General features: G+C 40.8%; 25 protein-coding genes and 2 pseudogenes. 12 read left to right on the top strand and 15 right to left on the bottom strand.

All coding sequences use genetic code 11. From position 1 onward, the window contains the following. Nucleotides 1-47 precede the first annotated feature (47 nt). From OC193_RS24880 to OC193_RS24870, 3 genes are all read right to left on the bottom strand, one after another. The gene (locus OC193_RS24880; RefSeq protein ID WP_048659328.1) at nucleotides 48-1,025 is read right to left on the bottom strand and encodes an IS481-like element ISVch1 family transposase; all 978 of its coding nucleotides are present in this window, start codon (nucleotides 1,023-1,025) and stop codon (nucleotides 48-50) included. Nucleotides 1,026-1,261: 236 nt separating this feature from the next. After that, nucleotides 1,262-1,435: a hypothetical protein gene (locus tag OC193_RS24875; RefSeq protein WP_162200897.1), complete on the bottom strand. Its 174-nt coding sequence runs from the start codon at nucleotides 1,433-1,435 to the stop codon at nucleotides 1,262-1,264. Between the two features lie 10 nt (nucleotides 1,436-1,445). Next, entirely contained in the window at nucleotides 1,446-1,682 is a 237-nt protein-coding gene (locus OC193_RS24870; protein WP_048659326.1) for a hypothetical protein, read from the bottom strand. A gap of 116 nt (nucleotides 1,683-1,798) precedes the next feature. On the opposite strand from OC193_RS24870, the gene OC193_RS24865 reads away from it, so the two are divergent. Together OC193_RS24865 and OC193_RS24860 are read left to right on the top strand one after the other, a co-directional pair. Then, entirely contained in the window at nucleotides 1,799-1,987 is a 189-nt protein-coding gene (locus tag OC193_RS24865; protein WP_048659324.1) for a hypothetical protein, read from the top strand. Then, nucleotides 1,987-2,334, top strand: a complete 348-nt coding sequence (locus OC193_RS24860; RefSeq protein WP_230682258.1) for a hypothetical protein — start codon at nucleotides 1,987-1,989, stop codon at nucleotides 2,332-2,334. The genes OC193_RS24865 and OC193_RS24860 overlap by 1 nt, the downstream gene beginning before the upstream one ends. Before the next feature lie 574 nt (nucleotides 2,335-2,908). Here OC193_RS24860 and OC193_RS24855 read toward each other — a convergent pair. The 4 genes from OC193_RS24855 to OC193_RS24840 all read right to left on the bottom strand — a co-directional run bounded on the left by OC193_RS24855 (nucleotide 2,909) and on the right by OC193_RS24840 (nucleotide 5,202). Further along, a complete protein-coding gene (locus tag OC193_RS24855; protein ID WP_422636392.1) occupies nucleotides 2,909-3,592 on the bottom strand; it encodes an IS6 family transposase in 684 nt (227 codons plus the stop codon). Between the two features lie 171 nt (nucleotides 3,593-3,763). Next, nucleotides 3,764-4,063 (bottom strand): HigA family addiction module antitoxin, encoded by a 300-nt coding sequence (locus tag OC193_RS24850; protein WP_048659322.1) that lies wholly within the window; start codon nucleotides 4,061-4,063, stop codon nucleotides 3,764-3,766. 89 nt (nucleotides 4,064-4,152) lie between these two features. Next, nucleotides 4,153-4,473: a type II toxin-antitoxin system RelE/ParE family toxin gene (locus OC193_RS24845; RefSeq protein ID WP_080967496.1), complete on the bottom strand. Its 321-nt coding sequence runs from the start codon at nucleotides 4,471-4,473 to the stop codon at nucleotides 4,153-4,155. Nucleotides 4,474-4,644: 171 nt separating this feature from the next. Then, entirely contained in the window at nucleotides 4,645-5,202 is a 558-nt protein-coding gene (locus tag OC193_RS24840; RefSeq protein ID WP_048659321.1) for a recombinase family protein, read from the bottom strand. 215 nt (nucleotides 5,203-5,417) lie between these two features. Here OC193_RS24840 and OC193_RS24835 point away from each other — a divergent pair, with 215 nt between their 5' ends. Both OC193_RS24835 and OC193_RS24830 read left to right on the top strand, forming a co-directional pair. After that, nucleotides 5,418-5,678, top strand: a complete 261-nt coding sequence (locus OC193_RS24835; RefSeq protein ID WP_017061972.1) for a type II toxin-antitoxin system Phd/YefM family antitoxin — start codon at nucleotides 5,418-5,420, stop codon at nucleotides 5,676-5,678. Then, a complete protein-coding gene (locus OC193_RS24830; RefSeq protein WP_017061973.1) occupies nucleotides 5,678-5,980 on the top strand; it encodes a type II toxin-antitoxin system RelE/ParE family toxin in 303 nt (100 codons plus the stop codon). The genes OC193_RS24835 and OC193_RS24830 overlap by 1 nt, the downstream gene beginning before the upstream one ends. A gap of 3 nt (nucleotides 5,981-5,983) precedes the next feature. Here the strand turns inward: OC193_RS24830 and OC193_RS24825 are convergent, their stop codons facing one another. The 3 genes from OC193_RS24825 to OC193_RS24815 all read right to left on the bottom strand — a co-directional run bounded on the left by OC193_RS24825 (nucleotide 5,984) and on the right by OC193_RS24815 (nucleotide 8,575). Then, a complete protein-coding gene (locus tag OC193_RS24825) occupies nucleotides 5,984-6,457 on the bottom strand; it encodes a recombinase family protein (RefSeq protein WP_230690977.1) in 474 nt (157 codons plus the stop codon). A gap of 181 nt (nucleotides 6,458-6,638) precedes the next feature. Further along, nucleotides 6,639-7,553, bottom strand: coding sequence for an AAA family ATPase (locus OC193_RS24820; RefSeq protein ID WP_048660680.1), 915 nt, complete (start codon nucleotides 7,551-7,553; stop codon nucleotides 6,639-6,641). Next, nucleotides 7,550-8,575, bottom strand: a complete 1,026-nt coding sequence (locus OC193_RS24815) for a hypothetical protein (protein WP_048660681.1) — start codon at nucleotides 8,573-8,575, stop codon at nucleotides 7,550-7,552. The genes OC193_RS24820 and OC193_RS24815 overlap by 4 nt, the downstream gene beginning before the upstream one ends. A 1,708-nt stretch (nucleotides 8,576-10,283) precedes the next feature. On the opposite strand from OC193_RS24815, the gene OC193_RS24810 reads away from it, so the two are divergent. Next, complete coding sequence (locus tag OC193_RS24810; RefSeq protein ID WP_259739813.1) at nucleotides 10,284-10,406, top strand: hypothetical protein; 123 nt, start codon at nucleotides 10,284-10,286, stop codon at nucleotides 10,404-10,406. 942 nt (nucleotides 10,407-11,348) lie between these two features. Here OC193_RS24810 and OC193_RS24800 read toward each other — a convergent pair. After that, a pseudogene (locus tag OC193_RS24800) lies at nucleotides 11,349-12,277 on the bottom strand (IS110 family RNA-guided transposase). 422 nt (nucleotides 12,278-12,699) lie between these two features. Between OC193_RS24800 and OC193_RS26095 the strand changes: the two are divergent. Together OC193_RS26095 and OC193_RS26090 are read left to right on the top strand one after the other, a co-directional pair. Beyond that, nucleotides 12,700-12,987 carry an IS3 family transposase gene (locus OC193_RS26095; protein ID WP_372450054.1) on the top strand — a complete coding sequence of 96 codons (288 nt, stop codon included), beginning with the start codon at nucleotides 12,700-12,702 and terminating at the stop codon, nucleotides 12,985-12,987. Next, nucleotides 12,975-13,372, top strand: a pseudogene (locus OC193_RS26090) (DDE-type integrase/transposase/recombinase); the annotation flags it as partial. The gene OC193_RS26095 and the pseudogene OC193_RS26090, both read left to right, overlap by 13 nt. A gap of 143 nt (nucleotides 13,373-13,515) precedes the next feature. Here the strand turns inward: OC193_RS26090 and OC193_RS24790 are convergent. Next, a complete protein-coding gene (locus tag OC193_RS24790; RefSeq protein ID WP_048613782.1) occupies nucleotides 13,516-13,944 on the bottom strand; it encodes a GNAT family N-acetyltransferase in 429 nt (142 codons plus the stop codon). 750 nt (nucleotides 13,945-14,694) lie between these two features. On the opposite strand from OC193_RS24790, the gene OC193_RS24785 reads away from it, so the two are divergent. Continuing rightward, nucleotides 14,695-16,143: a tryptophanase gene (locus OC193_RS24785; RefSeq protein ID WP_261978812.1), complete on the top strand. Its 1,449-nt coding sequence runs from the start codon at nucleotides 14,695-14,697 to the stop codon at nucleotides 16,141-16,143. A 51-nt stretch (nucleotides 16,144-16,194) separates the two neighbouring features. Here the strand turns inward: OC193_RS24785 and OC193_RS24780 are convergent, their stop codons facing one another. After that, nucleotides 16,195-16,836 (bottom strand): winged helix-turn-helix domain-containing protein, encoded by a 642-nt coding sequence (locus tag OC193_RS24780; RefSeq protein ID WP_048660682.1) that lies wholly within the window; start codon nucleotides 16,834-16,836, stop codon nucleotides 16,195-16,197. Nucleotides 16,837-17,562: 726 nt separating this feature from the next. Here OC193_RS24780 and OC193_RS24775 point away from each other — a divergent pair. Then, complete coding sequence (locus OC193_RS24775; protein ID WP_048613777.1) at nucleotides 17,563-18,195, top strand: LysE family translocator; 633 nt, start codon at nucleotides 17,563-17,565, stop codon at nucleotides 18,193-18,195. A 301-nt stretch (nucleotides 18,196-18,496) separates the two neighbouring features. Here the strand turns inward: OC193_RS24775 and OC193_RS24770 are convergent, their stop codons facing one another. Together OC193_RS24770 and OC193_RS24765 are read right to left on the bottom strand one after the other, a co-directional pair. Next, nucleotides 18,497-19,570 (bottom strand): ParB family protein, encoded by a 1,074-nt coding sequence (locus tag OC193_RS24770; protein ID WP_048613775.1) that lies wholly within the window; start codon nucleotides 19,568-19,570, stop codon nucleotides 18,497-18,499. Beyond that, nucleotides 19,570-20,769, bottom strand: coding sequence for a ParA family protein (locus OC193_RS24765; RefSeq protein WP_048613773.1), 1,200 nt, complete (start codon nucleotides 20,767-20,769; stop codon nucleotides 19,570-19,572). Before OC193_RS24765 ends, OC193_RS24770 begins: the two co-directional genes overlap by 1 nt. Before the next feature lie 228 nt (nucleotides 20,770-20,997). Here OC193_RS24765 and OC193_RS24760 point away from each other — a divergent pair, with 228 nt between their 5' ends. The 3 genes from OC193_RS24760 to OC193_RS24750 all read left to right on the top strand — a co-directional run bounded on the left by OC193_RS24760 (nucleotide 20,998) and on the right by OC193_RS24750 (nucleotide 24,162). Continuing rightward, entirely contained in the window at nucleotides 20,998-22,128 is a 1,131-nt protein-coding gene (locus OC193_RS24760; RefSeq protein WP_048660684.1) for a carbohydrate porin, read from the top strand. A gap of 164 nt (nucleotides 22,129-22,292) precedes the next feature. Further along, the gene (locus tag OC193_RS24755; protein ID WP_048613768.1) at nucleotides 22,293-23,534 is read left to right on the top strand and encodes a DUF3440 domain-containing protein; all 1,242 of its coding nucleotides are present in this window, start codon (nucleotides 22,293-22,295) and stop codon (nucleotides 23,532-23,534) included. Beyond that, on the top strand, nucleotides 23,524-24,162 hold the full coding sequence (locus OC193_RS24750) for an IbrB-like domain-containing protein (protein ID WP_048613766.1): 639 nt from the start codon (nucleotides 23,524-23,526) through the stop codon (nucleotides 24,160-24,162). Before OC193_RS24755 ends, OC193_RS24750 begins: the two co-directional genes overlap by 11 nt. Nucleotides 24,163-24,231: the final 69 nt, after the last annotated feature.

Below are 24,231 nucleotides of genomic sequence, written 5' to 3'. Positions count from 1 at the left end.
AGAATAGATACAGTAGGGTGGTGCTCTACTACTTTTATATGTGTGATTCATAGAGATGGTTTCAATTTTCTTAGCTGAAGATCGAGCTTGTAATTCTGCTCTTGAAACCGCTCTTTCTTGATCTGGTAGTGTTGAGATACCTCTTCAGACAAAGGAGTTTGATCAGATATCTCAGTAATCCTGTCTATCGGGGTTAGCCCATTTAACGAGCTGTGGGGCCGTTCCCAGTTGTAGTAGTGTTGCCATTCAGCTAGTAGCAGATCCAGTTCTTCCAGCCCCACAGAGATATCTATGGTCGGATAGAACTCACTTTTATCTGTTTTCTGCGAGCGTTCCACTTTGCCATTCAAGTGAGGTGAGCCAGGCTTATTTGGGCGAAACTTGATCCCATAAATCATGAGTTGTTTCTGGACTTTCTCAGCAAAGAATTCACGCCCTCTGTCCGTCTGAATACGCTGGATAGGAAATGGCATCTCTTCCACGACACAATCGATAAAGTCGACTGTATTTGCTGCTGTGCGCTGAGAGTAGCACCTTAGAACCCGATAGCGAGAGCAGTCATCAATAGCTGTGTACTGATAAATTCCAGGCGCTATTTTACAGGTGTCCATCTGGACTCTATCACCAGGAATTGGGCGCTCATATCTTTGGAAATCTTTTTTGCGTCGGTAAGTTACGATGGGTTTGACTGATGCTTCAGATAAAACTTTATGGAGTGTCGCTGTGCTTAGGTGTATTTGGTGAAGTCGGATTAATTCCGTTTGTAAACGCCGCGCCCCTAAATTGCGTTTCTCACGCATCGTAAGGATCAATGCTCTTAGCTCATCAGTGAGTTTGGTATCTGGAGATGAATGAGGGCGTCTGCTCTGGCTTTCTAGACCAGCGATTCCACACTGCTTATATCGCTTAGCCCACTTGCGTAATGTTGGTCTGGAAATACCACAGCGTCGACATACGAGGCCTGCATCACCACATTCCTCATACATTTTTACCCACTGTAGTCTTTGTTGGATTTCTCTGTCCATAGACACCCAGTATAGTTGAAAGGATGTCTATGAATCACACATTTTATAACACCTCCACAGCTCCCATTTTCATGATCCCAATAGACTGTATCACCTTTGCCTACTGGATTAGCAAAATACGCAATAGTCCCTTCTGAACGCTCTACCTCTTCACTATCCTGGCTAACTATTATGAAATACTTAAATTTGTCAGTCATTTTTGTTTTCACCCTCGTTAAATGTTCCAAAAACAGTGATTAAAGCATCAACAAACTCACCGGCTTTAACTTCACCAAGAAAACACGGCTTGAAGGAATCTGTAACCATATATTTTCCTTAGCAGGAACGTAGATCATCGAATCTGGATTAGCCGCTAAATAGTCTTTAATAAATGTGGTCGAACCAATTTTCCAATCTCTTATTTTTCGCATACTTTATCTATTAGCAGCGTCTTAATGCTTTATCGTGATACTTCATTGTTGCCGCTCCCATAGACAATGTGCTAACAGCAAAGAAAGCAAACCAACGATAATTTAGATATTTAGTTACGGCTGACAATGCATCCGTTGGTACTGGTGATGTCCACGCAATAATGAAACTAATAACGCTACCTAACATAAGAGCAACGGTAATAATTATTCCAGTCTTAACTTTCCAATCAAAAAATTCAAAAAGCATGTTCTCCATTCCCTACGATATGAGATCAATTTAACGTCATGACAAATACTATACATACTGATGTATAGAAAGCAAACGACTTGACTTAAATAACGTCATGACAGAAAATGAAAATCATGAAAATTAAAAACGGCAAAAGAGGGCGACCTAAACAGGACGTAACTCTTGATAAAAAACAAGAAATTCGATGTACAGAGAATGATAAAGCGCTGTGGAAACTTGCAGCCCAAGATCATGAGTCGGTTAGTGAATGGGCTAGAGAAATCCTTACGCGAAGCGCTAAGAGGAAGGTTAAGGACAGTTAATGACTTGGAAAGGTTTCACTATTGAAGGCGACTTTTATGACTTAACCCATCTACAAAGTACCTCTCATGACATCGAGGTTGATGGTAACTCAGTAAAACTACATGTTAGTTACGCCAATCACTGCTTTACTGATGAGAAAGAAAATGGGCCAATACTTTTTAGGCAGGAAGGGCGATACTGGTGTCATGAGAGATACCAACGCAGCATAGAACTTCCGGATCTCATCAAAAATAAGCTTATCGATAACTATGCTGTGCCTTACATGACCAAGAAAGGCGAATCCTATCATTACATGGAAGCATTTGATTACGCTATCTTAAACCAAATGGCACTACCAATAAATTGAAACTTAGAGTCAATTCAGCTTATGAGGTGGACGACTGGGGTAAAGGAACTCTACCGAAGGGTAAAGCCAAGCGTGTTAGCTGGATACTTTCACAACGACTTCAAGGAAAGTCGGTGCTTAAAAGAAAGTAGTAGATATGAAAAAAGCACCCTAAAGGTGCTTTTAACAAATAAAAAATCTGGTCTGGTCTTTATCTTGGATTATCCTGTTCACTGACTAGGGGAATCTCTTCCGACACCAACACCCTCAAAGAGAGTTCCAGTATGTGTTGACACCTCTAATATTACGCAATAGCGTATCAATTACCAATAGATTTGACCTATCAAAAAATCAAATGCCTCCCCAAATTCCTATCTGAAAAGCCATATCAGCAATTGTTAGTATACTCACAGTATTTGTATCTGGGGTTTTGTGCCCATTTCAGAGAAAAGTCCAATGTGAGTCGCCAGCTCTTTATTTATAAGGGCTGAATGCTGGGGTATGTTTCTTGGGCCATCTCTTATAGCGTCAATGCTGTTTGGGGTTCTGTCGCAAATATTGCTAGAGGCGTGGCAGACCCGTCCTCCAGGTACAATTATTCCGCTAGCGCGTAAAATCGCTCAAAGGCTGTATCACCTTCAATTTCTATTTGGTCACGTTTCAGCATCGTCCACAATTCTTTACCGTGGAGGCTAGCTTTCGCTCCCTCCAACGACTTCCATCCGAGTGCTTGACGGGTTTTTTGTTTTACCCAGCGATGACTTTGATCCACGATATTGTTCAGATATTTGACATCCAATATCTCTATCAGTGACAGCATAAAGAAGCCTGTTAACCAAAGCTGGACATTCATTGCATCGATGGCAGCGTAGTTGCTTTTACTGCCGTCAATCACCACTTTGTCAGGGAGGCCGTATTGAGCTATCGCCTTATTCAGAAAGGTTTTCGCAGCTGCCTCATCCCGATTGTAACTAAGGTAATAATCAATGACTTCACCAAATTTATCGACAGCTCGATAGTAGTAGAGCCATTCTCCTTTCACTTTGATATAGGTCTCGTCCATACGCCATGAGCCAGATACAGGCTTCTTCCGACGCCTTGCCTTGTGCTCTAAAATTGGTGAAAACTTAAGAACCCAACGGTTAATCGTTGCGTGATCAACCGTTACTCCTCGCTCCCTCTGAATCTCTTCAATTTCACGATAACTGAGCTTGTAAGCAATATAGTAGCGAACGGTTTCAAGAATAACTTCGGAAGGAAAGTGACAACCTTTAAACATCATGATTCTGATTTGTAAGAGGAAACTGGGCGAATCTTAACCGATGTAAAAAAAGTTTGCGACAGAACCCATATTGTGCATTAAATACAAAAACGACTCCTTATTGAGAGTCGTTTTTATTGGGATTCTACTTTTACTATTTGGTGTTCTTTATATTTTTCTCATTAAAAATTAAGCTTGAGCTTGTGTTTTAAATGGGATAATTGGTGTTTCTATTTCCATGCTTTCAGCTTCCCAAGTATCTAATTTAGCTTGCATCATAATCCAAATGCCAACGCCAGTTCCGGTCGTTTCTGCTAGGCGTCTAGCCATTGCATGTGAGCATTTGGCTTTACCATTAACAAATTCACTGAGTGCTTTTCTTGTTACACCTAAGTTCACTGCTGCTTCGGTAATTGATATTCCTCTTTCATCCAAAATAGTGTGTTTAAAAAACTTACCTGGATGTGATGGTTTTCTCGTCATTCTCATTTCTACTCTCCTAAAGCCTATCTTGTATGTAACGAGATAGGCTAAGGTCACATGTATAGTGACCCGTAACCTAATCTTTTATTAGGCAGCTATCGGGCTTTTATTTTTTTCCCGTGATAATCGATATAATCAAGAAATTCAGCGCCTTCATCTTGTATTTGAAAAGTTATTCGCCAATTTCCATTAACTTTTATACTGTAAACCCCTTTACCAGAACCTTTCTTTTCAGAAAATTTATCTCTATAAATTGCTTTCAGATCTTTAGGGTGGTGTGAAGCTTCTACAGCATCCAGTATAAACGCAATGCTATCGATGTGATTTGGATTTAAGCCACTTTCGTTTCCGTCATAGTAAAATTGCTTAAGCCCTTTATGCGAAAAATTTTTGATAGCCAAAATGAGATCTTCCATAGGCAGTTGTTAAATATTTTCATTAAGCTAATGATATCCATTTGATATTCCTTTTAATTTTTTTTGTTATCAAAGAACTCGTACCTAGCTATTGAATATATTTTGCCTACGCAGTTCACATAGAGGTCGGTATTTGCAACCCTTGCAATGTAACGCGTAACGTAACAGGTGTCAACTATTTATCTTTACACCTTCTAGAACTTTATAAACAGTAGTTCGACTGCATTCTAACTCTTTACTGATCGCATGTTTATTCATACCTTGCTCTGCAAGCTCTTGAATACGTGTATGAAGCGTCTTATTAGGAAATCGGCCAAGATGCCTTCCTTCAGAGCGTGCACGCTCCCTTCCCTCATTACAGCGCTGTAAGATTCGTTTTCTTTCCATTTCAGCAAACGCCGATATGGTAGTGTAAATAACTCGACCTACATCGCTATTGATATCTAAATCCCCCAAATCATGAAAGACTAAACCGGCTTTCTTTTTCGCTAGCTGATCAGCAATTTGCAAAGCATCGATGGTATTTCGAGCAATGCGGTCGACTTTGGTAACATGAATAACATCTCCCTCCCTTGCAAAATCCAGCAACAGGTTAAGCTGTTCTCTATCAGAGGATTTACCGCTCGCTTGCTCTTGGTAAATTTTGTCACAACCAATACGTTTAAGTTGTTCAAGTTGAACATCGAGCGTTTGGTCTTGGGTGCTAACACGAGCATAACCAATTTTCATAAAATGGCCTAAAAGTGAACTTAAAGATATTGACACACAAGTGTACATGTTCACTTTAAATTATAAAGACTAACTGAACAGTTATTAGATGATTGTGAGCAATGTCCATAAAGTTACACCTTTATGGACACTACATCAGATTACCTTCAATCACAGAATCATACAAATTGGTTAAATCGTTCGATTCGTTTATAATGAACGAAAAGGAGAATATTATGCAATCACTTACTGCTAATACAGCTAAAACCAAATTTGGTGACTTACTGATGAAGGTTCAACGTGAACCTGTACAAATTAATAAGAACGGTTCACCCGTTGCGGTGATGATGTCTTGTGAAGAATATGAACAACTTGAAGCACTCAAATTGATGGTGGTGAAATCACGCTTCGAACAAGCAGAGGCCGATGCTCTATCAGATAACCTGGTCGACGGTAACGACTTCATGAACGCACTTAACCAAGGTAAATTTGATTAATGATGCACTACAAGCTTTCTTCTGCAGCGCAATCTGATCTCATTGAGATTCGTCGCTATACATTAGAGCGATGGGGGCAAACACAATGGACGACTTACTTTTCAGAGCTCAAGCAATCAATGGAATTACTGGCGAACAACCAGCTGCTTGGCATAGAAGTTTCTGAACTGGGAAAAAACTACTTCCGGTTTCCTTTAAAGCACCATGTGATTTATTACATCCAAAAGCAAAATCACATTGTGATTGCAGCCGTTCTTGGTAAGCACATGTCACCTGCCAAGCACTTTTCACAACTCTCTTAACCCTTAAGCTAATTTAAGGGTTAACCCGCGTCGCTTCATGTAGTCACGCAGCGTACTCGGCGCTTCGTCGATCAATTTGGCTGTAGGACGAATCCCCAAGCCCATCTTTAAATACTTCTCTATTTGTTCACGTTTAACATCGAGCTTCAACTTCTCAGCTTGGCCCTTTGGTCTTCCGAGAATCATGCCATTTTGCTTTCTAGCGGCAAGCACTTCCTTAGTCCTCATCGGGATAAACTCACGCTCTATCTCTGCCGCAAGTCCTAGCACCGTTGCGGTTATGCGAGATTGCATTGAACCATCTAGTTGTAAATTCTGTTTGGCGATATAGACATTGATCTTCTTTTCCATACACACTTCGAGAACCTCAAGCACTTGTAAAGTAGAACGTGCAATTCGACTGACTTCAGCAAACACTAAATTACCTCTCCCAACCTTACTGGTGTAGTCATAGATTCCGTGCTTTTGATTTGCCACATCTTGACTGTCTGATGAAACTCTTAAAGACGCCTAGTTCGCCATGATTCCCCCTTAAATAAAGCACTCAAAACTGGACAATCTGAGCGAAAAAACATGAACGAGTAATAGAGAGTGCGAGTTGTGTCAGATAAAAAAACAGCACCGAATGTCGGTGTTGTTTGAATGTGATAGAGGTCGCTTACAAAACGTCTCTGAGGTTTTTACGCTCTTCTATTTCCTCTTGCTCTGGAATAGTGCCAGGCAACGTAATTTTTTTAGGATTCTGCTTAATACTTTGCGCGGACCGAGCAAGCTTAGACCCTTTAGATTTCAAGCTGAATACCTGTGGATTAATAGTGAGGTTTTGTCTTACTTCAACCATGAACTCTTGATTTTCATTTTCAGGTAAATAATTGCTCTTAAGGTATTTAATCGATAAAGAGTCTTTGTTTCTCTTTAACGTAAACAAGCACTTTGTTAATCGCATTATTGATGTTAAACCTGCACCTGATGCCATGGTAATTTCTTGGTTACCGCGGATCTCATCTTTATTCACATGGTGAACAAGCAACAAACTGGCACCTGATTCATTAGCAAGGCTCTGAAAAACATTTTTGATTAAGCGATCGTGTTTTACTTCCTCACAACGGCCTATTGATTCCGTTACGGTGTCGACGATCACTAAATCGAATTCAGAAAAGGTTTGTTTGAGTTGTTCTAAATACTGCTTATGTACTGTCTGTTCTTGGACCGAGCTATCGGGTGGAATCACTATCGGTTCGATATCAGTAAGAAAGTGGAGATTATTTTTTAGCTCTGACTTTATAGTGGCAGTGCAATTAACCAGCTTTTCTTTCATGCGAGATTGAATCACACCGGCTCCGTCTTCTGAACTCAATACCAAGGTTTTTGCGGGTTTGTCGGCCGCACTCATCCCGAGTAAATACATTGAAGAAGCGTGTTCCATTGCTATGCAAAGAGCCAGGTGAGATTTACCGACGTTCGGTGCAGCAATCAACATGCCTACATGTCCTTTAAGTAAACCTTTTAAACTAAAACTTAGGTTCTGACTTGCAGGTGAAGACATCAAGCTATCAAGAGATTGAGTGATCATGACTCACCTTCCCCAATGTAGAAGATCTGTATGCCATTACCGACATCGCGAAATTGAAGGCTGAAGTCTTTTTCGATTTGTACGGCATTGGCTAACAGATCTTTTCTGAGATCACTACGAAAGCTATGGCTGACTTTCGAAGCAATAGATTGAATATAGCTATCGAGTGCCCACTCAAACTTCTTGTTGTGTAAGAATTCAGCTTTATGCGTGGTAATGTATTTTAAGAATGAACGAACCGACGGTTTACTGTAGTTGGTCATTTTGTGTTGTTCTAATCGGTAATAGTAGCCATGATCGCGTATCGCTTGCAACAAACGCATGTCTGGCACTAGGAACACATGGTTAGTGAGGTTCTTACTGTTTTTACGACCTGTTTTAAATTTACTTCGGTCACAATAAAATCGGTAATCTTGAATAAACTCTAAGGGCTTTTTGCTTACTACGTTTTGCTCTTCATCAAGTTCATTGATAACCAAGTGCGCCGTTGCTAATTGAGTAATACGGCGCTCAATTTGATCGTAGTTCGCGCGAGTAGTCGCCATGCCCATTCGGGTTGCTAATTCATACATGCTCATTGATAGAACGGTAGCGTCACGATCGATAAATGAATCAAAACCATCTTGTTGGGTATCTGAGATATCGCCATCAGTGATGGTTTGGTATACCTGTGACCAAGTTAACCGTGCACCAGCATCATAGGAAGTATCGTCCAGTTGGATAGTTTGCGCATACGCCAACATGGTTTCTAAGATATCGCGATGAGGTTGCAGTAGGTAATCAACATGTAGATCGACTCTAAAACTTTTTCCATAGCTGTTTATGTTCACGCTTTCTAACGGATAATTAGGGTCAGTACCACCACTTTGTGCGATCTCGATGAGCTTAGATTGCATGGTCGATGTTAAGCGTGAAGCTGGATGGAAAATGGTAGCTCTCGAAAACAGGATAGAAGAGATAAACCGATTTTTTCGGTCTTCTTCATTAATAACCGTCAAGCTAGAGTTCGATGATAACGTCATGATCATTACCTAAGGGTGCGATACGATCATTTTAACAGAGAAACTTACCCAACTCATTAACTTCGGTAAATATCTATACCATTTCGGTAAATATCTATAGTTCGTCACATAATTTATGTGTAAATATCGGTAAATAACTACTAGATTCGGTAAATGTTTAGTTATCTTTAGATGATCAAGCTTAAGATTAGATTAAGAGTTTAGCTGTTATTCCCGACTATTTTTTAATCAACTTTTTATAACGATCCTAATTTAGACTTAATTTATGATCTTAACCCTCATTAAGATCGGCTAATGTTAATACTAAAAAATCTAAGATCGGTAAATGTTTACATTGATGATCGTTTAATATCGATAAAGAATCGGTAGATGTTTATATTGGTTCGGTAAATATTTATATAAATTCGGTAGATGTTTAGGGTTTTGAGGACGACTAAGAAACTAGAACCTTTAGGATCTAGTTTCAAAATAATACCAACTTCACTTAGGTTCAGTCGGTGACTTAACAAGCAACACCAAATCTCTAGAGAGTTTTGATGTTGCTTGTTAAGTTAATGTCCTTATTGATAAAATGCGAATGTACTATTAGCTTTTCAAATGGATTACTTACGAATACCTGATACTAATCCAACCTATGAATAAACGAAGTTTTTAACTATTTGATCTTAAGTTGTTCGTATAAAAAACGGGAATATCTTGCAGTAAAAACAGCGAGTCCCCAAGAAGTAGAGTTAAGCCGCTAACTTTTTTTGATGCTTCGTTCGATATCGCTAGTAGGCTTTTGACTCTGGTTAACCTTACGATTATTTCCACGTTCACTATCTGACTTAACCCATAGGATGTCATTGTTCGTGTTGCTAGAGTTATCGAATACAAAGAGTTTTTTTGATTATCGAGATGAGTCTTGATTGATATAAGTTGGCTTTTCTATAGACGTATCGACTTTGACCGTCTTATTTGCGAAATCGTTACGAATTTAGCGTGATGCGATTCTTTGTTTTTCACCGGGGGTTGCGCTTAGGTCGCTCATACTCCCCCTTTAATGAATTTCTGGTAAGTTTCATATCAGTTAACAGTACTGTTGCGGACTACCTGACTAGGATATCGATAAAGCTAAGATGATGACTTTTTAGATTTGAAAAGCGATGTTTTTTATCAATGGGAGTATAAGTGCTCACTAGGCAGTACTTTTTCGTCTACCTTGGTTTTTCAAATACCACGCGTACAATTTCATTTACTGGCTGCCAGACTATCCCTTTATGGGCTTTCCCCCTCTTTGGAGGCTAGAGCGAAAGAGGGGGAAAATGGGGGCGAGTGTCTCAGATCAAGTATATCTTTTTAAAAGAGTTGATTTTTCTCATTGAAATATTTTAGCACCTGAAGCGAAAAATTTTGACCGTTGTGTGAGGTTAGGTATACCGAGCAGATGAGCAATTATTTTAAAACTTCGCTTACTTCCCCCACCCTACTGACGATATTCAAGACCAATGAAATGGTTCATTCCTACATTAATCGCTGCCCTAGCCTTTACATTGGGATTAGCGCGATGCCGCATTTACTTGGAGTGGTGTTAGCCACATATTGACTGAGGCGATGACAGTGTCTGGTGTGGGCTTTTTACCTTGCATCATCAGGTTAACCCATCTATTTTTTTGCAATTTTGTCCAGGCCCCTATCGAGTTGGCTAATTCTTTAAGGGGAGGATAATGTGGATTACCCTCTATCCCCTCAATGGTTGCAAGGCTTCTCCTCTTTGTTTTTCGAATGGGGAGGTATGTACCAAGAAGGTGTACTCGATGATCTGAGTGAAAAAATAATTACTTTAGACTGATTTAATTGGGGGGGGAAGTTGTCAATGCTCAGCCTGAGCATTGACAACTTTTATCGGTTTTTGAAAGATGATCTTAGTATGCAGATTTGTATTTTTTCCAGTAATCAAAGCTATTGAGTAGTGCTAGTTCAATACCTTTTCCGTAATATCTACACTATACATAGAATCGTTCGATATAATCTTAGAAAGATGATGGAACTCGTTGCTGGATAGCTGGCTTTTTTAGGGGAATGAACACTGACCATTAGGTAGTCTTAATAATGTGTATAAGTTGACAGGCCGAAAGACGAAGATCGCACGTAAATGTTTATTGTCTTCAAAAATATCGTTGATGCGTGCTAATTAGTGTTTTCCTTATATGGATTAGTTTATGCGCGTTTAGTACAGCCAACATCAATGAGCGGGGGATTAGTGTGCCTAGGGAAGACGCTAAGGTATCACCATCAGAAATTAAGCCCTACGAGCCCCCTACTTAAAAGGTCAAGCCCCCCACTACATCTTTGTCCCAACCCTTTCCCTCACGCCAGCACCAAAAGTGGATCCGGATGATATTTTTAGTACTGTGCTTAAGTGCTACTCAGAAAAGAGTAAATTTAAGCTCGATCTAAACCTAGTTACGGGCATGAAATCTAACACTGATGAATATGCTCCTGAAGGCTAGCTTGAAATAAAAGAGCTATATGGATTCCCCCGGTTGTCAAACATCCGCTAAACTTATGTTGATGGATTTTGGACTGCTGCTCTACATTCGGCCTACTTATCGACGATTCGCATACGTCGTGGCCCTGATGACTTGCGCGACTGCGGTGCCTTATTCGTTAGATGACATCTAGTGTGTCCGCCGCATTAACAGGCTCTCCGCAAGTGGTCTTAACCTATCTCCATCATTAGCGTCTGCAATGACCCGGTGGGTTTAACTCTTTATGCTGCTTAGGTTTCTACTTAAGCAGCATAGTTTTCATATTCGGTTTGATTGTGTAAAAGTGACCATATAATTCGTGCGTTCTTCGCGGCAAGTGCCACTATCGCTCGGTTCATTCCTCTCCGCTCTAGAACGCTTCGACACCACTGACTTATCTTGCTTGTCGCCAAGGTTGGCAATCACGGTCCTTGCGCCGTGAAATAATAGTGTTCGTAAGTATTGGTCGCCGTGTTTGGTTATCCGGCCTAAGCGAGGTTTTCCTCCCGTCGAATATTGCTTTAGTACTAAGCCTAGCCAAGAAATCGCGACTTTCATCAAATTGAGAGCCATTACCTATCGAAGTGAGTATCGCTGTTGCAGTTTGCGGCCTGATACCTCGAACCTTCATCACTCGTTGAACATTTGCGCTGACCTTAGCAAAAGAATCGAAGACTTGCTCAATATCGACGATACGTTGATTGAGTTCGTCAAGGTGGTGATAAGCATCGGCAATTACTGTTCTTGCGAGGAGTGGTAGTTCATTTTCTGCATCTTCGAGCATTAAGGGAACCTGTTTCATCAATGAAGAGCGACCAACAGGAATGATTAATCCGAATTCAGAAAGCAGGGCACGCATGCGATTTATAAGCGCGGTGTGTTCACGAACCCAATGCTCTCTCATTCTATGTACGGATAGGATGGCTTGTTGCTCGGGGGATTTTATGGGCACAAAGCGAGTCGATGGACGCTGACTAGCTTCGCAGATAGCTACTGCATCATTAAGGTCGTTCTTCCCTTTAGTTCGATAAGGAACCACGTATTTAACGGCCATGATACGGGCGTTATGCCCCAGTTTATTGAGTGTTCTTGTCCAATAATATGCACCACCACGCGCTTCAACGCCTACGGCATGAAGGCTAAAGTGGTTTTTAGCTAGGTCGATACCGCAGAAATAAGAATAATCAGACATGGTGCCTCCGATGCATTTAAGTACCATAGTAAGTGTGGTAGATCCTCGGTAGGGGGAATCCATGTCATTCGTTAATAGTGATTGCTGGCGCTATTTGTGCTGTAGTGTCACCGCCTCGTGTCGCTGTTTTTGTCGCTGGTACAACCGCACCTAATTGGTTTGAATACGCGCTTAATTTTGGTAATCGACACATTAATCATCAGGCTCTCCCATCTATTTTTTTGCAATTTTGTCCAGGCCCCTATCGAGTCGACTAACTCTTTAGGGGGGAGATAGTGTGAATTCCCCCTTTCTCCTGAACAAAAGAAAACCCAAGAATTAGAAGCTAGGATTAACCGGTTAGAACGAGAAAAATCCATATTAAAAAAGGCCACCGCTCTCTTAATGTCAGACGAACTCGAACGTTCTCGTTAATTGACAAGTTGAGGGAGCATGAATCGGTCAAAACGCTTTCCGAGCTGTTCAACGTAGCTTCGTCTTGTTATTACGAGTTTAAGCAGCGTAAACCGGATGCTAATTGCATTCGTCTAGCTAGCCAAATTGAAGAGCTCTTAAACATGAGTAGACCCTCCGCTGGCAGCCGTGCTCTTGTCTCTATGCTAACTGCAGAAGGCATCAAGATAGGGCGATATACGGTTCGTCAGATAATGCGTGAAGCTGGTTCAAAGAGGACCTACTTAGTCAACACCTCGTGGAGTGGTCTTTATTAGATAAGCGCGATGCTTAATTAGTACCTAAAGCTTTGGACATGGCTTAGGAGTAACGGGGATATCCGAGGAACGTGCTATTCCATTCAGATTAAGGGTGCCAGTACAGCAGTCGTAAATATCGCCAAAGACTTTGGCGATATCGTATAACTCGAAGTATGAGCTGTCGTGGTAATTGTTGGGACAACGATCCCATGGAACGGCTATTTAAAGTTTGAAAACCGAGTGGATGCCAGCAACAGGTTACCTGACACAATCTCAAGCTAAGAAAGAGATCAACCATTACCTGATGAGTTACTACAATCGGCAACGGCCTCATCAAGCAAATGATGGGCTGTCGCCAGTAAATGCTGAAAGTTGGCTTAATCCAGTGTCCGGAATTTGTTGATCACTATGGGAGGTATGGGCTAAGAAGGGGTGAACGATACTTTGAGTGGAAAAATAATTACTTTAGACTGATTGAGTTGTGGGGAAAAGTTGTCAATGCTCAGCCTGAGCATTGACAACTTTTATCGGTTTTTAAAGATAACATTAGTGTGCAGATTTGTGTTTTTTCCAGTAATCAAAGCTATTGAGTAATGCAAGTTCAATACCTTGCTCGTGATATCTATACGATACATAAAATCGTTCGATATAAGCATAGAAAGATGGATCTCGTTGTTGGATAGCTGGCTTTTTTTTAGGGTAATGAACACTGACCATTAGGTAGCCTACCACTTGTTTATTCTCTGTTTCAGCGACAAAAAAATAGGTATTTTTATTATTGAGCTTCTCTTTCATCAAGGATTCGGTGAAAAGTAAGTCAATAATTCTTAGTTTACTTAAGTTGTAATCATTCAAGCTGTATTCGTTTCGCTCTCTGCTGTAATGGCTAATTTTACTGTGGCACCCTGCCAGTTGTTCGTGACACAGAGTGTTAATAGAGGATATGTCGTTGAGAGTCGCTTTTCTTATTTGCACCTTAATCTCCTTTTCCTTCGGTTACTTATTGGGAAACAAAAATAAAAATGCTAAGCAAACACGAGGGAGGCTTACTAGTAATTAAGGATAATTTATTGGTGATTAATGGGGTGGCATGAACGTAGTATTCATAAGCGCGTTGTTTTAAGGCTTGAGTGTTGAACCAGATGATCAAGCCAATAAAGCGTCTGCAAATGTTCTAGCTGTGCTCTAAGAAGTTGTAGTTTATCTTTCTTAATTTTTCCCTTGAGGTAAGGCTTAGCTGAAACCTCAAAGGTATCTTTACTATTCGATTCTGAAAACGGCTCTGGCTCTATCGGTATTGTGCTATATCGAACATAAAGTAGGTACTCTTGTTCCGTTTCATTAAGTTGGGCTCCGCCGGGTAATGCTAAAGTATGCGATAAATTGACTTTCAATGAAGCAGTAGATCTTTGAACAATCTCAGAGTGATACTTTAAAAGTATATTGTTTATTTAATTATTCTTATTAATTGAAATTAAGGGGGTAGGGAAGACGTTTTTTCTGTATGACGATTTCTGTTTTGGGGGCGTTAAGTGCAGCTTTCTATCGTTTATTAATAGTTAATTTACGCTGAAATTAATATTCAAACATCGTTGATTAGTTCATTTTTATGTGACGGATAGGAACATTTGAAGTGGCCCTATATAGTGCAAATATACTAACGGATGACTTTCAATTTGTGTTTAACGAATATCTTAAGAATAGAAAATTTCTGGAGAGATACCTATGTCAGCAATTAGCAATAATCAAGAACACCCAATGGATTCGCACTATTTGCCGGAGCCTTATCGAATTAGAGTTATTGAACCAGTGAAAAGGACAACGGAGCGAGAGCGAGAGCAGGCGCTGATGAAAGCGGGGTATAACCCGTTTTTACTAGAGAGCGACGATGTGTTTATCGATTTGCTTACTGATAGTGGCACAGGTGCAGTGACACAGGCAATGCAGTCTGCCATGTTGAGAGGCGATGAATCGTACAGTGGGAGTCGAAGTTACAAGACATTAAGTCAAGCGGTAAAAAATATCTTTGGTTATCAGTTTACCATCCCCACCCACCAAGGGCGCGGTGCTGAACAGTTATATGTCCCCGCCTTGATTAATAAATGTGAGCGAGATAAGGGGTTAGAACGAGACAAAATGGCCGCTTTTTCAAATTACTTTTTTGATACCACACAAGGACACACTCAGCACAATAATTGTCGAGTGATCAACGTTCCCTCACCCGAAGCCTTTAATACTGAAATTAAAGCCGATTTTAAAGGCAACTTTGATTTGAAAGCGCTAGCCGCTGGAGTTGAAGAAGTTGGAGCCAAAAATGTTCCCTATATTGTGAGTACGATCACCTGCAATTCTGCAGGGGGGCAGCCGGTCTCTATAGCGAATTTGAAGGCGGTTTATGAGTTGGCGAGATCTTATGACATCCCGGTTGTTATGGACTGTGCGCGTTTTGCTGAGAATGCTTATTTTATTAAGCAACGCGAAGAGGGTTATTCAGAATGGAGCATTCAAGAGATCACTAAAGAAGCTTTTAAATATGCGGATCTCTTTGCTATGTCAGCGAAAAAAGATGCAATGGTTCCTATTGGAGGGTTACTCTCCTTCAAAGACGATAGCTTGTTAGATGTGCAGTTGGAATGTAAGACGTTATGCGTGTTATTGGAGGGTTTTCCAACCTACGGAGGCCTCGAAGGTGGGGCGATGGAACGTTTGGCTGTTGGACTTTATGATGGAATGGAAGAAGACTGGCTAGCGTCGCGCCTGCAGCAAGTGGAATATTTAGTGAGTGGCTTAGAAGTATTAGGGGTTCGCTGCCAGCAAGCCGGAGGTCATGCTGCTTTTGTTGATGCTGGGGCTTTGTTGCCGCATATTCCCCCTGGGCAATTTCCTGGCCATGCTTTATCTTGTGAGCTCTATAAAGTGGCAGGTATTAGAGGGGCTGAAATCGGGTCTTTACTACAAGGGTGTGATCTTGAAACAGGTGAGCAGCTTCCTTGTCCTGCGGAATTATTTCGTTTAGCCATTCCAAGAGCAACCTATACGCAAGCTCACCTTGATTACATTATTGCGGCTTTTAATGAAGTGAAAAAACGCGCTTCATCGATTTCAGGTTTGAAGTTTACTTATGAGCCTAAAGTTTTGAGACATTTTAATGCCACATTGGAACCTGCGCTCTAATTGGCGCCCCTTTTGGAAACAAAGGGGCTGTCTCTCGTTGAGACTAGGGAACTATGGGTTAGCGTGAGAGCGCTCTTGGGATTGAGATGTGAACTTATTTTGAGCGGTAGTGATAAATTTAAGTTCCTCTTTTTTAGTTAAACAGATTTGGCTCGATTGGTTATTGACATTGACATTGACGATGTCAAATTCGTGCCAAAAGTAGAAATAGATAATTATTAGTACGGAGAGAACCGTAGAAGATAAGCCAACAAGAGCCCATTGATAGAGTCTTAGGTAGTTATTGGACGTTTTTTTTAGCGGACACGAGAAGTTATGAGGGCGAGGGGATTTTATCTGTCTCGGTGGGTCTTGCGAAGTCTCAAACTCAGGGATATGCATCTTATAGCCTTTTCTTGGGACATTAACGATTTTGATACTATCAAGTTCTAAGACTTTTCTGAGGTTGGTAATAGCGACTGGTAAAGAGTTAGGGCCAATGATATCTGGATTCCCCCAAGCTGCAATAATAAGCTCTTCTTTAGTCGAGACGGATTGCTCTTTTTGGATAAGAGTTTCTAGTATGCAACTTTCAGGTAGAGTGATTGAAAATGATTTTTGATTACTGAGGATTAATTGAGCCCCCGATTCGTCTCTTTGCAATACGCAATTGCCTATAGGTAATTTTATATTGTTGAGTTGTGCTCTTAACATAGTGTTTCTCCATATCTCTAGAGAAAGGGAGTTTCTCTAGATTTTTATATAATGGCTCATATTTTGAATATTTTTAATAAATCTATGAATAAAGTTTGAATGAAAGTGGAAGTTTTTTTGAACACAAGCTTGTGAGATCAGTTTTATAGAAAGCTGAACGTGAGTTCTTTTCCTCCTTTGTCTTCCAAGTAGAGCTTCATCCAACACCTTTCTTTATCCTTAGAGGCTTTAAAGGTGCAGTGAACATTTTTCCCTTCAACGATATTGTTGTCGCAGAAATCGATAAATGATTGGAAAGATCGGCATATAAGTGTCTCCATAACCCCACAACTCCTTTTGAGTATTTATTCATACCAGAACCATTTAATTTATAGCCATAAGATTTTGGTTATATAAATAAAAAATGATTATTAATAACTTAAAATAGACGTTTAATTTTTTGGTTAATTGGTAGAATATTGGTCTTAAATTTTGTTTATTAAATTATTATTATTTATATATAAATTCCATTCAAAACAATACCTTATAAATTAATGTTTAGGTGATTTTAGAAAGGTTGCGTGGGTGCCTAACCATGAATATAGCAACCTCTTTTCTCTCCTAGCTGCTTCTTTTAAACCATAAATCTTTATTCACCTAGAACAGAAGCATTGATAAGGTCGAGGCGGCATCTTTTGAGATGATGGCTCTTGTTTTTAACGTAAGAGGAAATGAAGGAGGAGAGTCATGCTAGAAAATAGCGAGCTATTGATGTTTTTTACGGTGGTTCTTCTTTACGCTTTTATGCCAGGTCCAGCGATGCTTTATAGTGTCGCTCAGACGGTTTCTAGCGGTAGAAAAAGCGGACTATTCGCGGTATTAGGCTTGCACGTGGGGGGATATTTTCATGTCACTCTTGTTGCTTTTGGTCTCGCTACCGCCTTCATTAACACGCCTTTATTGCAAGAAATCGTGCAGAAAGTCGGGGCCATCTATCTTATCTATCTCGGTTATCAAAAGATAATCTCTCATGTCCATTTTCATTTTGATACTGCGTTTGAAGACCCTTCAATACGACCCCCTCAGAAAATATTTTGGGATAGCGTGGTTGTCGATGTCCTTAACCCTAAAGCCGCGCTCTTTTATTTTGCTTTCCTTCCTCAATTTGTAGTGAAAGAGTCGGAAATTTCAGTTGGATTACAATTGTTCATTTTAGGGACCTTTACGAATTTGGTGTTTAGTAGTGCAGATCTTTTGTGTGTTTTGGGGACATCGGGGTTAAGAAAATTGGCCATGCAGAAACAAGACTGGTTAGCTTATGGTGTTCGATGGGCTGGCGGTATATTGGTTATTTTGGGAGGGATGGCATTTTTGACGTAAGAATAAAGGCTATAGAATGATTTATTAGTCATAAATTAATGGTTTTTACATTATGTAAGGGGCATTCTTCCTAGCGTTAGGTTCGCATGAGCCAAACACTCTGCACTTTGCTAATGCTTATTTGGACTTAAAGGACGAAGTCACTTTTAAGCCTAATAACGAAGTTCCCCCCAACCAACTTTTTTGTTTATCAGGGTTTAGTCGTGTTACTTGTAGTCGTCCTATTTTTTTATTGAGAGACTATGAAGTGGTTAGGCGAAAGAGAAAGGCTCAGATGTGAGAGCCTTTGTTATCTGCGGGATTATTGATGTTTGCCTAACACTGATTGGATAGCGTGATCGAGTTCAACTTGGATATCCTTCGACAAACGGCCAAACTCATATGAGAAGTTGCGGCCTTTAACACGCTTACGAGCAAACATTCCCTTACTGTCGAATTCTGCTAGAGAGGTAAGGGTCGATTTGTCTGAATCTTGTTTGGCTTCAACGATCTTTAGCTCAGTTTTAATACAAGTAATCAGAACGTCTTTAGTGTCTTCTTGGCTCTGCTCAGCTTGAGCATTGACAACTTTACTGGCTATTTTTTTTATGAAACTGCTCAAAGCCTGTTTGTCATCGGCAAAGGTTTTCATCACCTTAGCCAAGAGTGAATAATCAGTATGAGACAAGTCATTGACAACAGGGAATAGGGCAATCAGTTTACTGTCAATACTAGCTGCTTTCAGTGCACGGCCGACCGCTTGACGGCTAATATTTAAAATTTTTGCCGTATCTTCTTGAGTGATCTCACCGTTCTGCATCAAAGTTTGACACTGTAAGCCAATCTCACGTTGGTTGTGCTCTTTGGCGGTTTGAAGCTGCTTAGCCAGAGCTTTGGCATCGGCGGTAGACAGTTCGTCTTGGGTGACGAGGATTCGGAATTTTTTTACGCGACCTTCTTGAAGTAAGAACCAAGCGCGGCGGCGAGAGCCATCCAGAACATCAATCTGTCCATCGACTTCTCGGCCAACCGCTGGATAGAACTGTTGAAACTCTAATGAGTTCAAATCTTCCAATGATTCTTTGGTTAGCAAAGATTGGTCACGACCATTAACATCAAATGTCACAAATGAGTTCTGCTTAACCTGATCGTATGACAATGTCACTTCATTAAAGGTCGCTGTTGAACCAGAAGCTAATTGCCAAACCATTTTTTGACCAACGGACTCTAATCCAAACTTTGTTCTAAGGTAATTTTCAGCGTTCTGCCCACTTTTTTCTAGCTCAGTGCTGAGTTGATTTGTCAGAGTGTCTAAGTTTGCTTTGGCCGCCGATTGTTGCGCTTGCTCTGAACCAGGAGCATTGCCTAAAGGGCTACCACCACGTTTCTTTGCCATTATTTGTTCTCCTGTTCACGCCAAACATTTAGAATATCGCGCAAGATCTGGCTTGTCACTTCATAGCTGTTTTGTTGCGCCCCTTGGAACGTCGCTTTACTTTTCGGGTATTCACTTTTTGACATATCAAACACCGTTGAGAGTAGGGAAGATGACTGACGGACGGCTTCACTGTGCTTAAACTCTTTTGAGTACAAGTAAGGAGAGAACTGATCGTATAGGTTATTCATTAACTCGGTCGTGGTTGAACTATCACGGTGGTTTGTCAGTAATATTTTCATGAAGTCGTAGCCTTCATGGTTAGCGTTCTCTAACAGTGCCCACACCTGCGGGATGTAACTGAAGTAAGAGCAGGTCGCATCAATGTCGTTCTCGGTAATCGATAACGGAAAAACCACATTCGTTGCCGCAAAATATGCGTTAAAGGTCGCATAGCCCAGAGAGGGTGGGGTGTCGATAATGATGATATCGAACTCGTCTTTAACACTATCGATGATGTCTTTTAGTAGTGAATAAGGTGAAGCTAAGGTTTGGCCGAACACTTGCTCATGAAACCAACCTTCCATCGCTCGGTCACTTTGTGCGGCAGGTAAAATGCGTAAGTTTGGGATAGTCGTTTCAAGAAAGGCTTCAGAGATGACTTGTTCAACGGTTTCACCTTCATCAAGGTCGAAGGTTTTCATCATCAAATCACCAATAGATAAGTTACCTTCTTGCTCAGCTTCGGGTGCGTAATACATCGAAAGTGTGGCTTGGCCATCCATGTCAATTAGACCAACACGGTATTCTTGATGAAACTCGGTCGCTAAACCTGATGCAATAGTCGCGGCAGAAACGGTTTTTCCAACCCCGCCTTTTTGGTTCTGGATAACCATCACTTGCGTTTTTTGCTGCTTACTGCGCATGAACTTAGCGTCTTTACGTAGATTGTCTGGCAGTAAGTTACGTACCTTGTACATTTCTGCAATATCGATCGACCACTGTGAGTCTTCATGACGACGAGGATCAATCGCCGCGGCAGTAACGTACCGATCAAGCGTTTTAGCATCTATGCCAAGGTAAGCCGAGGCCTCTGCTCGGGTAAAATTACGCAGCTCTTTGCGATGATTGGCCAGTAAACGTTGATTTCGACGTTGAATGTAAGCGTCTGCACCGGTTTTAAGCGCTTGAAATGTGGTTGTAGTGTGTTGGTTGTCCATTTCTGCCTCCATATAGGGATGATAAACAGTATATACCTCAATTTTTGATGTTGATACTAAAAATTGAGGTATTTTCGTTTAAATGATCAGGACAAATGGAGACAGTTGCTTGCTTAAATTATTTATTAATTACAAGTATTCATTTTCCAAATGCATCTTAATACTTCCTTAACGATATAAGGTGAGCTAAGTCGTATGAATCCATGAAAACAACAGGGAGTTATTGATATGAGCGAGAATGTTCTATTTACGAAAAAGACTAAGCGTTTTTGGCTACCGCTTGTGGGAGCGATTATGTTTGTCACGCCAACGTTGACTCATGCGGTTGAAGGCCAGGTTTTAAAGGGAGCTGTGGATTATTATGGGTTCGGTTTAACGTCTAGTGAGAACTTGTCGAACAAGGACAGCAGTGCGGCAGCTGGTATTGCACGGGTTACATTGAATTGGCGGGCTTACCAAAAAGAAGGGGATACTGGTGCATTGCAGTTGAGGGTCGATCATAAGCATGGTTATACAGAGAGTACACCCAAGGATTTTGTCATAAAGAATGTAGGCGGATTTGGCTTAATACAGCCGGCTTTCAGTGATATCGGTTTAAGGTTAACGAACCTATATTGGGCACAAACTTTTAATGAACAATCTACAGATATGATGGTGGGTTTTTTAGATGCAACTGATTATGTCGACACTTACCAGTTGGGTAACCCTTATTATGGTTTTTCTAACCTACAATTCAGCACCGGCTCAGGTTCAATTCCTATCCCTGATGAATCGACATTCGGCGGTGTTCTGCGTCATATGATGTCGGGAAACTATTATTTTTATGCGAGCTTTTCTGATGCAAAAGCTGATTCAACTCAACCTTTCGATGGTGTTGAACAGTTCATCAATGATAACCAATATTTTAAGTCCCTAGAAATAGGTTGGGTAGAATCGAAAGAGGATTTTTATTTGAAAAACTCTCACCTTACGGTGTGGCACAGTGATGGACCAAAAGAGCAGGTAAGCGAAAACTATGGGGCAAATTGGTCGTCTATATACCAAATGGGCTCATGGATACCGTTCTTTAGAGCCGGTGTTGCGAAAGGCCCTGAGGCTCTCTATAAATCCTCGGTCGTGTTTGGGACGGGGTATGATGGAGTTGGAACTGGTCTGCTTGGTTTTGCCTTGGGATGGGCTAAGCCTAGTGTCGCTTCTGATGTCGATGACTCTTACAACTCAGAAATCTATTACCGCATGAATTGGGATGCGCTTTCGTTAACCCCTAATGTGCAATATCTTCACTCTTTACCGTTTAACTCAAAAGCTGATGATAGTTGGATTATTGGAATGAGGGGTAATGTTCACTTCAGTTTCTAACGTAACCAAGTCACTCTCTTGATCTTACACCGTGGCAGAGTGGTTCTGTTATGAGAACTTAAAATACAAACCTTAAAAAACAACTTAATTATCAGTAATTAAGTTATAAAAAACGAATTTCATGTGAATGTGATTCTAAGATCATAATTAGCAAGGTCATACCGATGAAAGAAAGAAAAGGTCAATTCTCTCGGGACAAGATTCAGCAAGAATACAATGTGCTCGAAGGGGCGCGACGACGAATATTGTACCTTCTCGATAACTTTAGCCACTTTTATGTTTCGTTCTCTGGGGGAAAAGATTCAGGCGTTCTTTTAAATTTGGTTATTCAAGAATCAAGAAAGCGTGGCCGATTGCCTGTCGACGTTCTTATTGTTGACTTTGAAGCCCAATATCAAGAAACCCATGCCTTCATAGAGCGTATGATCCTTCTTGGCGAAGTAAACCCGTATTGGGTTTGTTTGCCAATCAGTTTAAGAAATTCCATTTCACAATTTCAACCTAAATGGCTTTGTTGGGATCCTGACAAGGAAGCGCAGTGGGTTAGGGAAAGGCCACTGCATGAAGGTGTGATTTTTGAATCAGACGTATTCCCATTTTTTCAAAAAGGGATGGAGTTTGAAGACTTCGTGTTCAAATTTGCGCACTGGTACCAACAAAAAAAAGGGACTCCAATCGCAGTGCTAATTGGTATCCGAGCAGAGGAGTCTTTACATCGTTTCAATACCATTAAGAATCGAACCAAAAAGAAATTTAAAGATAAATATTGGACTACTCAAATGCAGAGTGATGTCTACATGGCTTACCCTTTGTATGATTGGAAAACCCAAGATGTTTGGATCGCTAATTGTCGCTTTAACTGGGACTACAACCGTATTTACGACTTAATGCATAAAGCCGGTGTTTCTCTTTCACAGCAGCGGCTTTGCCAGCCTTTTGGGGATGAACAAAGAAAAGGGCTTTGGCTTTATCAAATTTTGGAACCGCATACCTGGCAAAAATTAGTCGCTAGAGTTGAGGGATGTAATTTTGGCGCTCGATACTCAAAAAGTCAGGGGCGTATCCTTGGTTATTATCGCTTTGAATTACCACCGGGGCTTAGCTACCGGCAATACAGCAAATACCTTCTGACAACCATGCCGCCGCATATTGAAAAACATTACCGAGATCGAATCTTTAAGTTCTTACAGTGGTGGCGTAAAAACGGCCCTCAAAAGGGCGTAACATTTATTCCTGATTATGCAGAGAGTAAATTGGAATCTAAGAAGCTAGTTCCTAGTTGGAGAAGAATTTGTAAAGTCCTGATTAAAAATGATTATTGGTGCCGAGGGCTCTCTTTTGGGTACAACAAGTCCTTAGCAAAACAATATCACGCACTCTATGGAGAAGAGCGTAATGGAAAGTGAACCTGAGCTAGCGTACCAACACCGTCCCAATAAGCCTTTGAAAGTGCCTAAGTACTCAAAAAAACAAGTGATAAATAAGGTGGCTATTTACAATAAAGCCGCAAAGGTGCTCATTGAGCTAATCCCCGATCTACCACCTGCTTGTCATGTTGAAATTATCCCACTTGAGGAAATAGAAGCTAACCAATATAACCCTAATAAGATGGCTCCACCGGAAAGTAATCTTCTCAAAACGTCGATGGAGAAAAATGGGGTAACCATGCCTATTCTGGTTAATCGTTTGAAGACTTCTGAGAAGAAATACGTCGTCATAGATGGCTTCCATCGTTTTCAATTATTATTGAATCACCCTGAACTGCAAACCTTAAAGGGGTATATCCCTGCGGTGGTGCTTAATTTGCCTGAAGAAAAGTGTATGTCCGCATCTGTTCGACATAACCTCGCTCGTGGTTCACACCAAGTAGAGCTCACAGCAAACCTAATCATTCAACTCAGAGAAATGGGGTGGGCGAATAATAAAATCTGTTACGAATTGGGGATGGACCAAGATGAAGTCTTACGCTTGCAGCAGGTCACTGGTCTTGCTGCAGCTTTTAAAGATCAGGATTTTTCCCGGTCATGGGAATAACTACTTTTATCAATATAAAAACCCCGATCATCGTTAGTTTTTCATGTCTAATTATTTTTCTAATTTAGT

It is taken from the genome of Vibrio crassostreae (assembly GCF_024347415.1).
GTDB classification, from domain to species: Bacteria; Pseudomonadota; Gammaproteobacteria; order Enterobacterales; family Vibrionaceae; genus Vibrio; species Vibrio crassostreae.
Note: the sequence above shows the minus strand (reverse complement) of the source record. Positions and strands in the feature narration are given on the sequence as shown.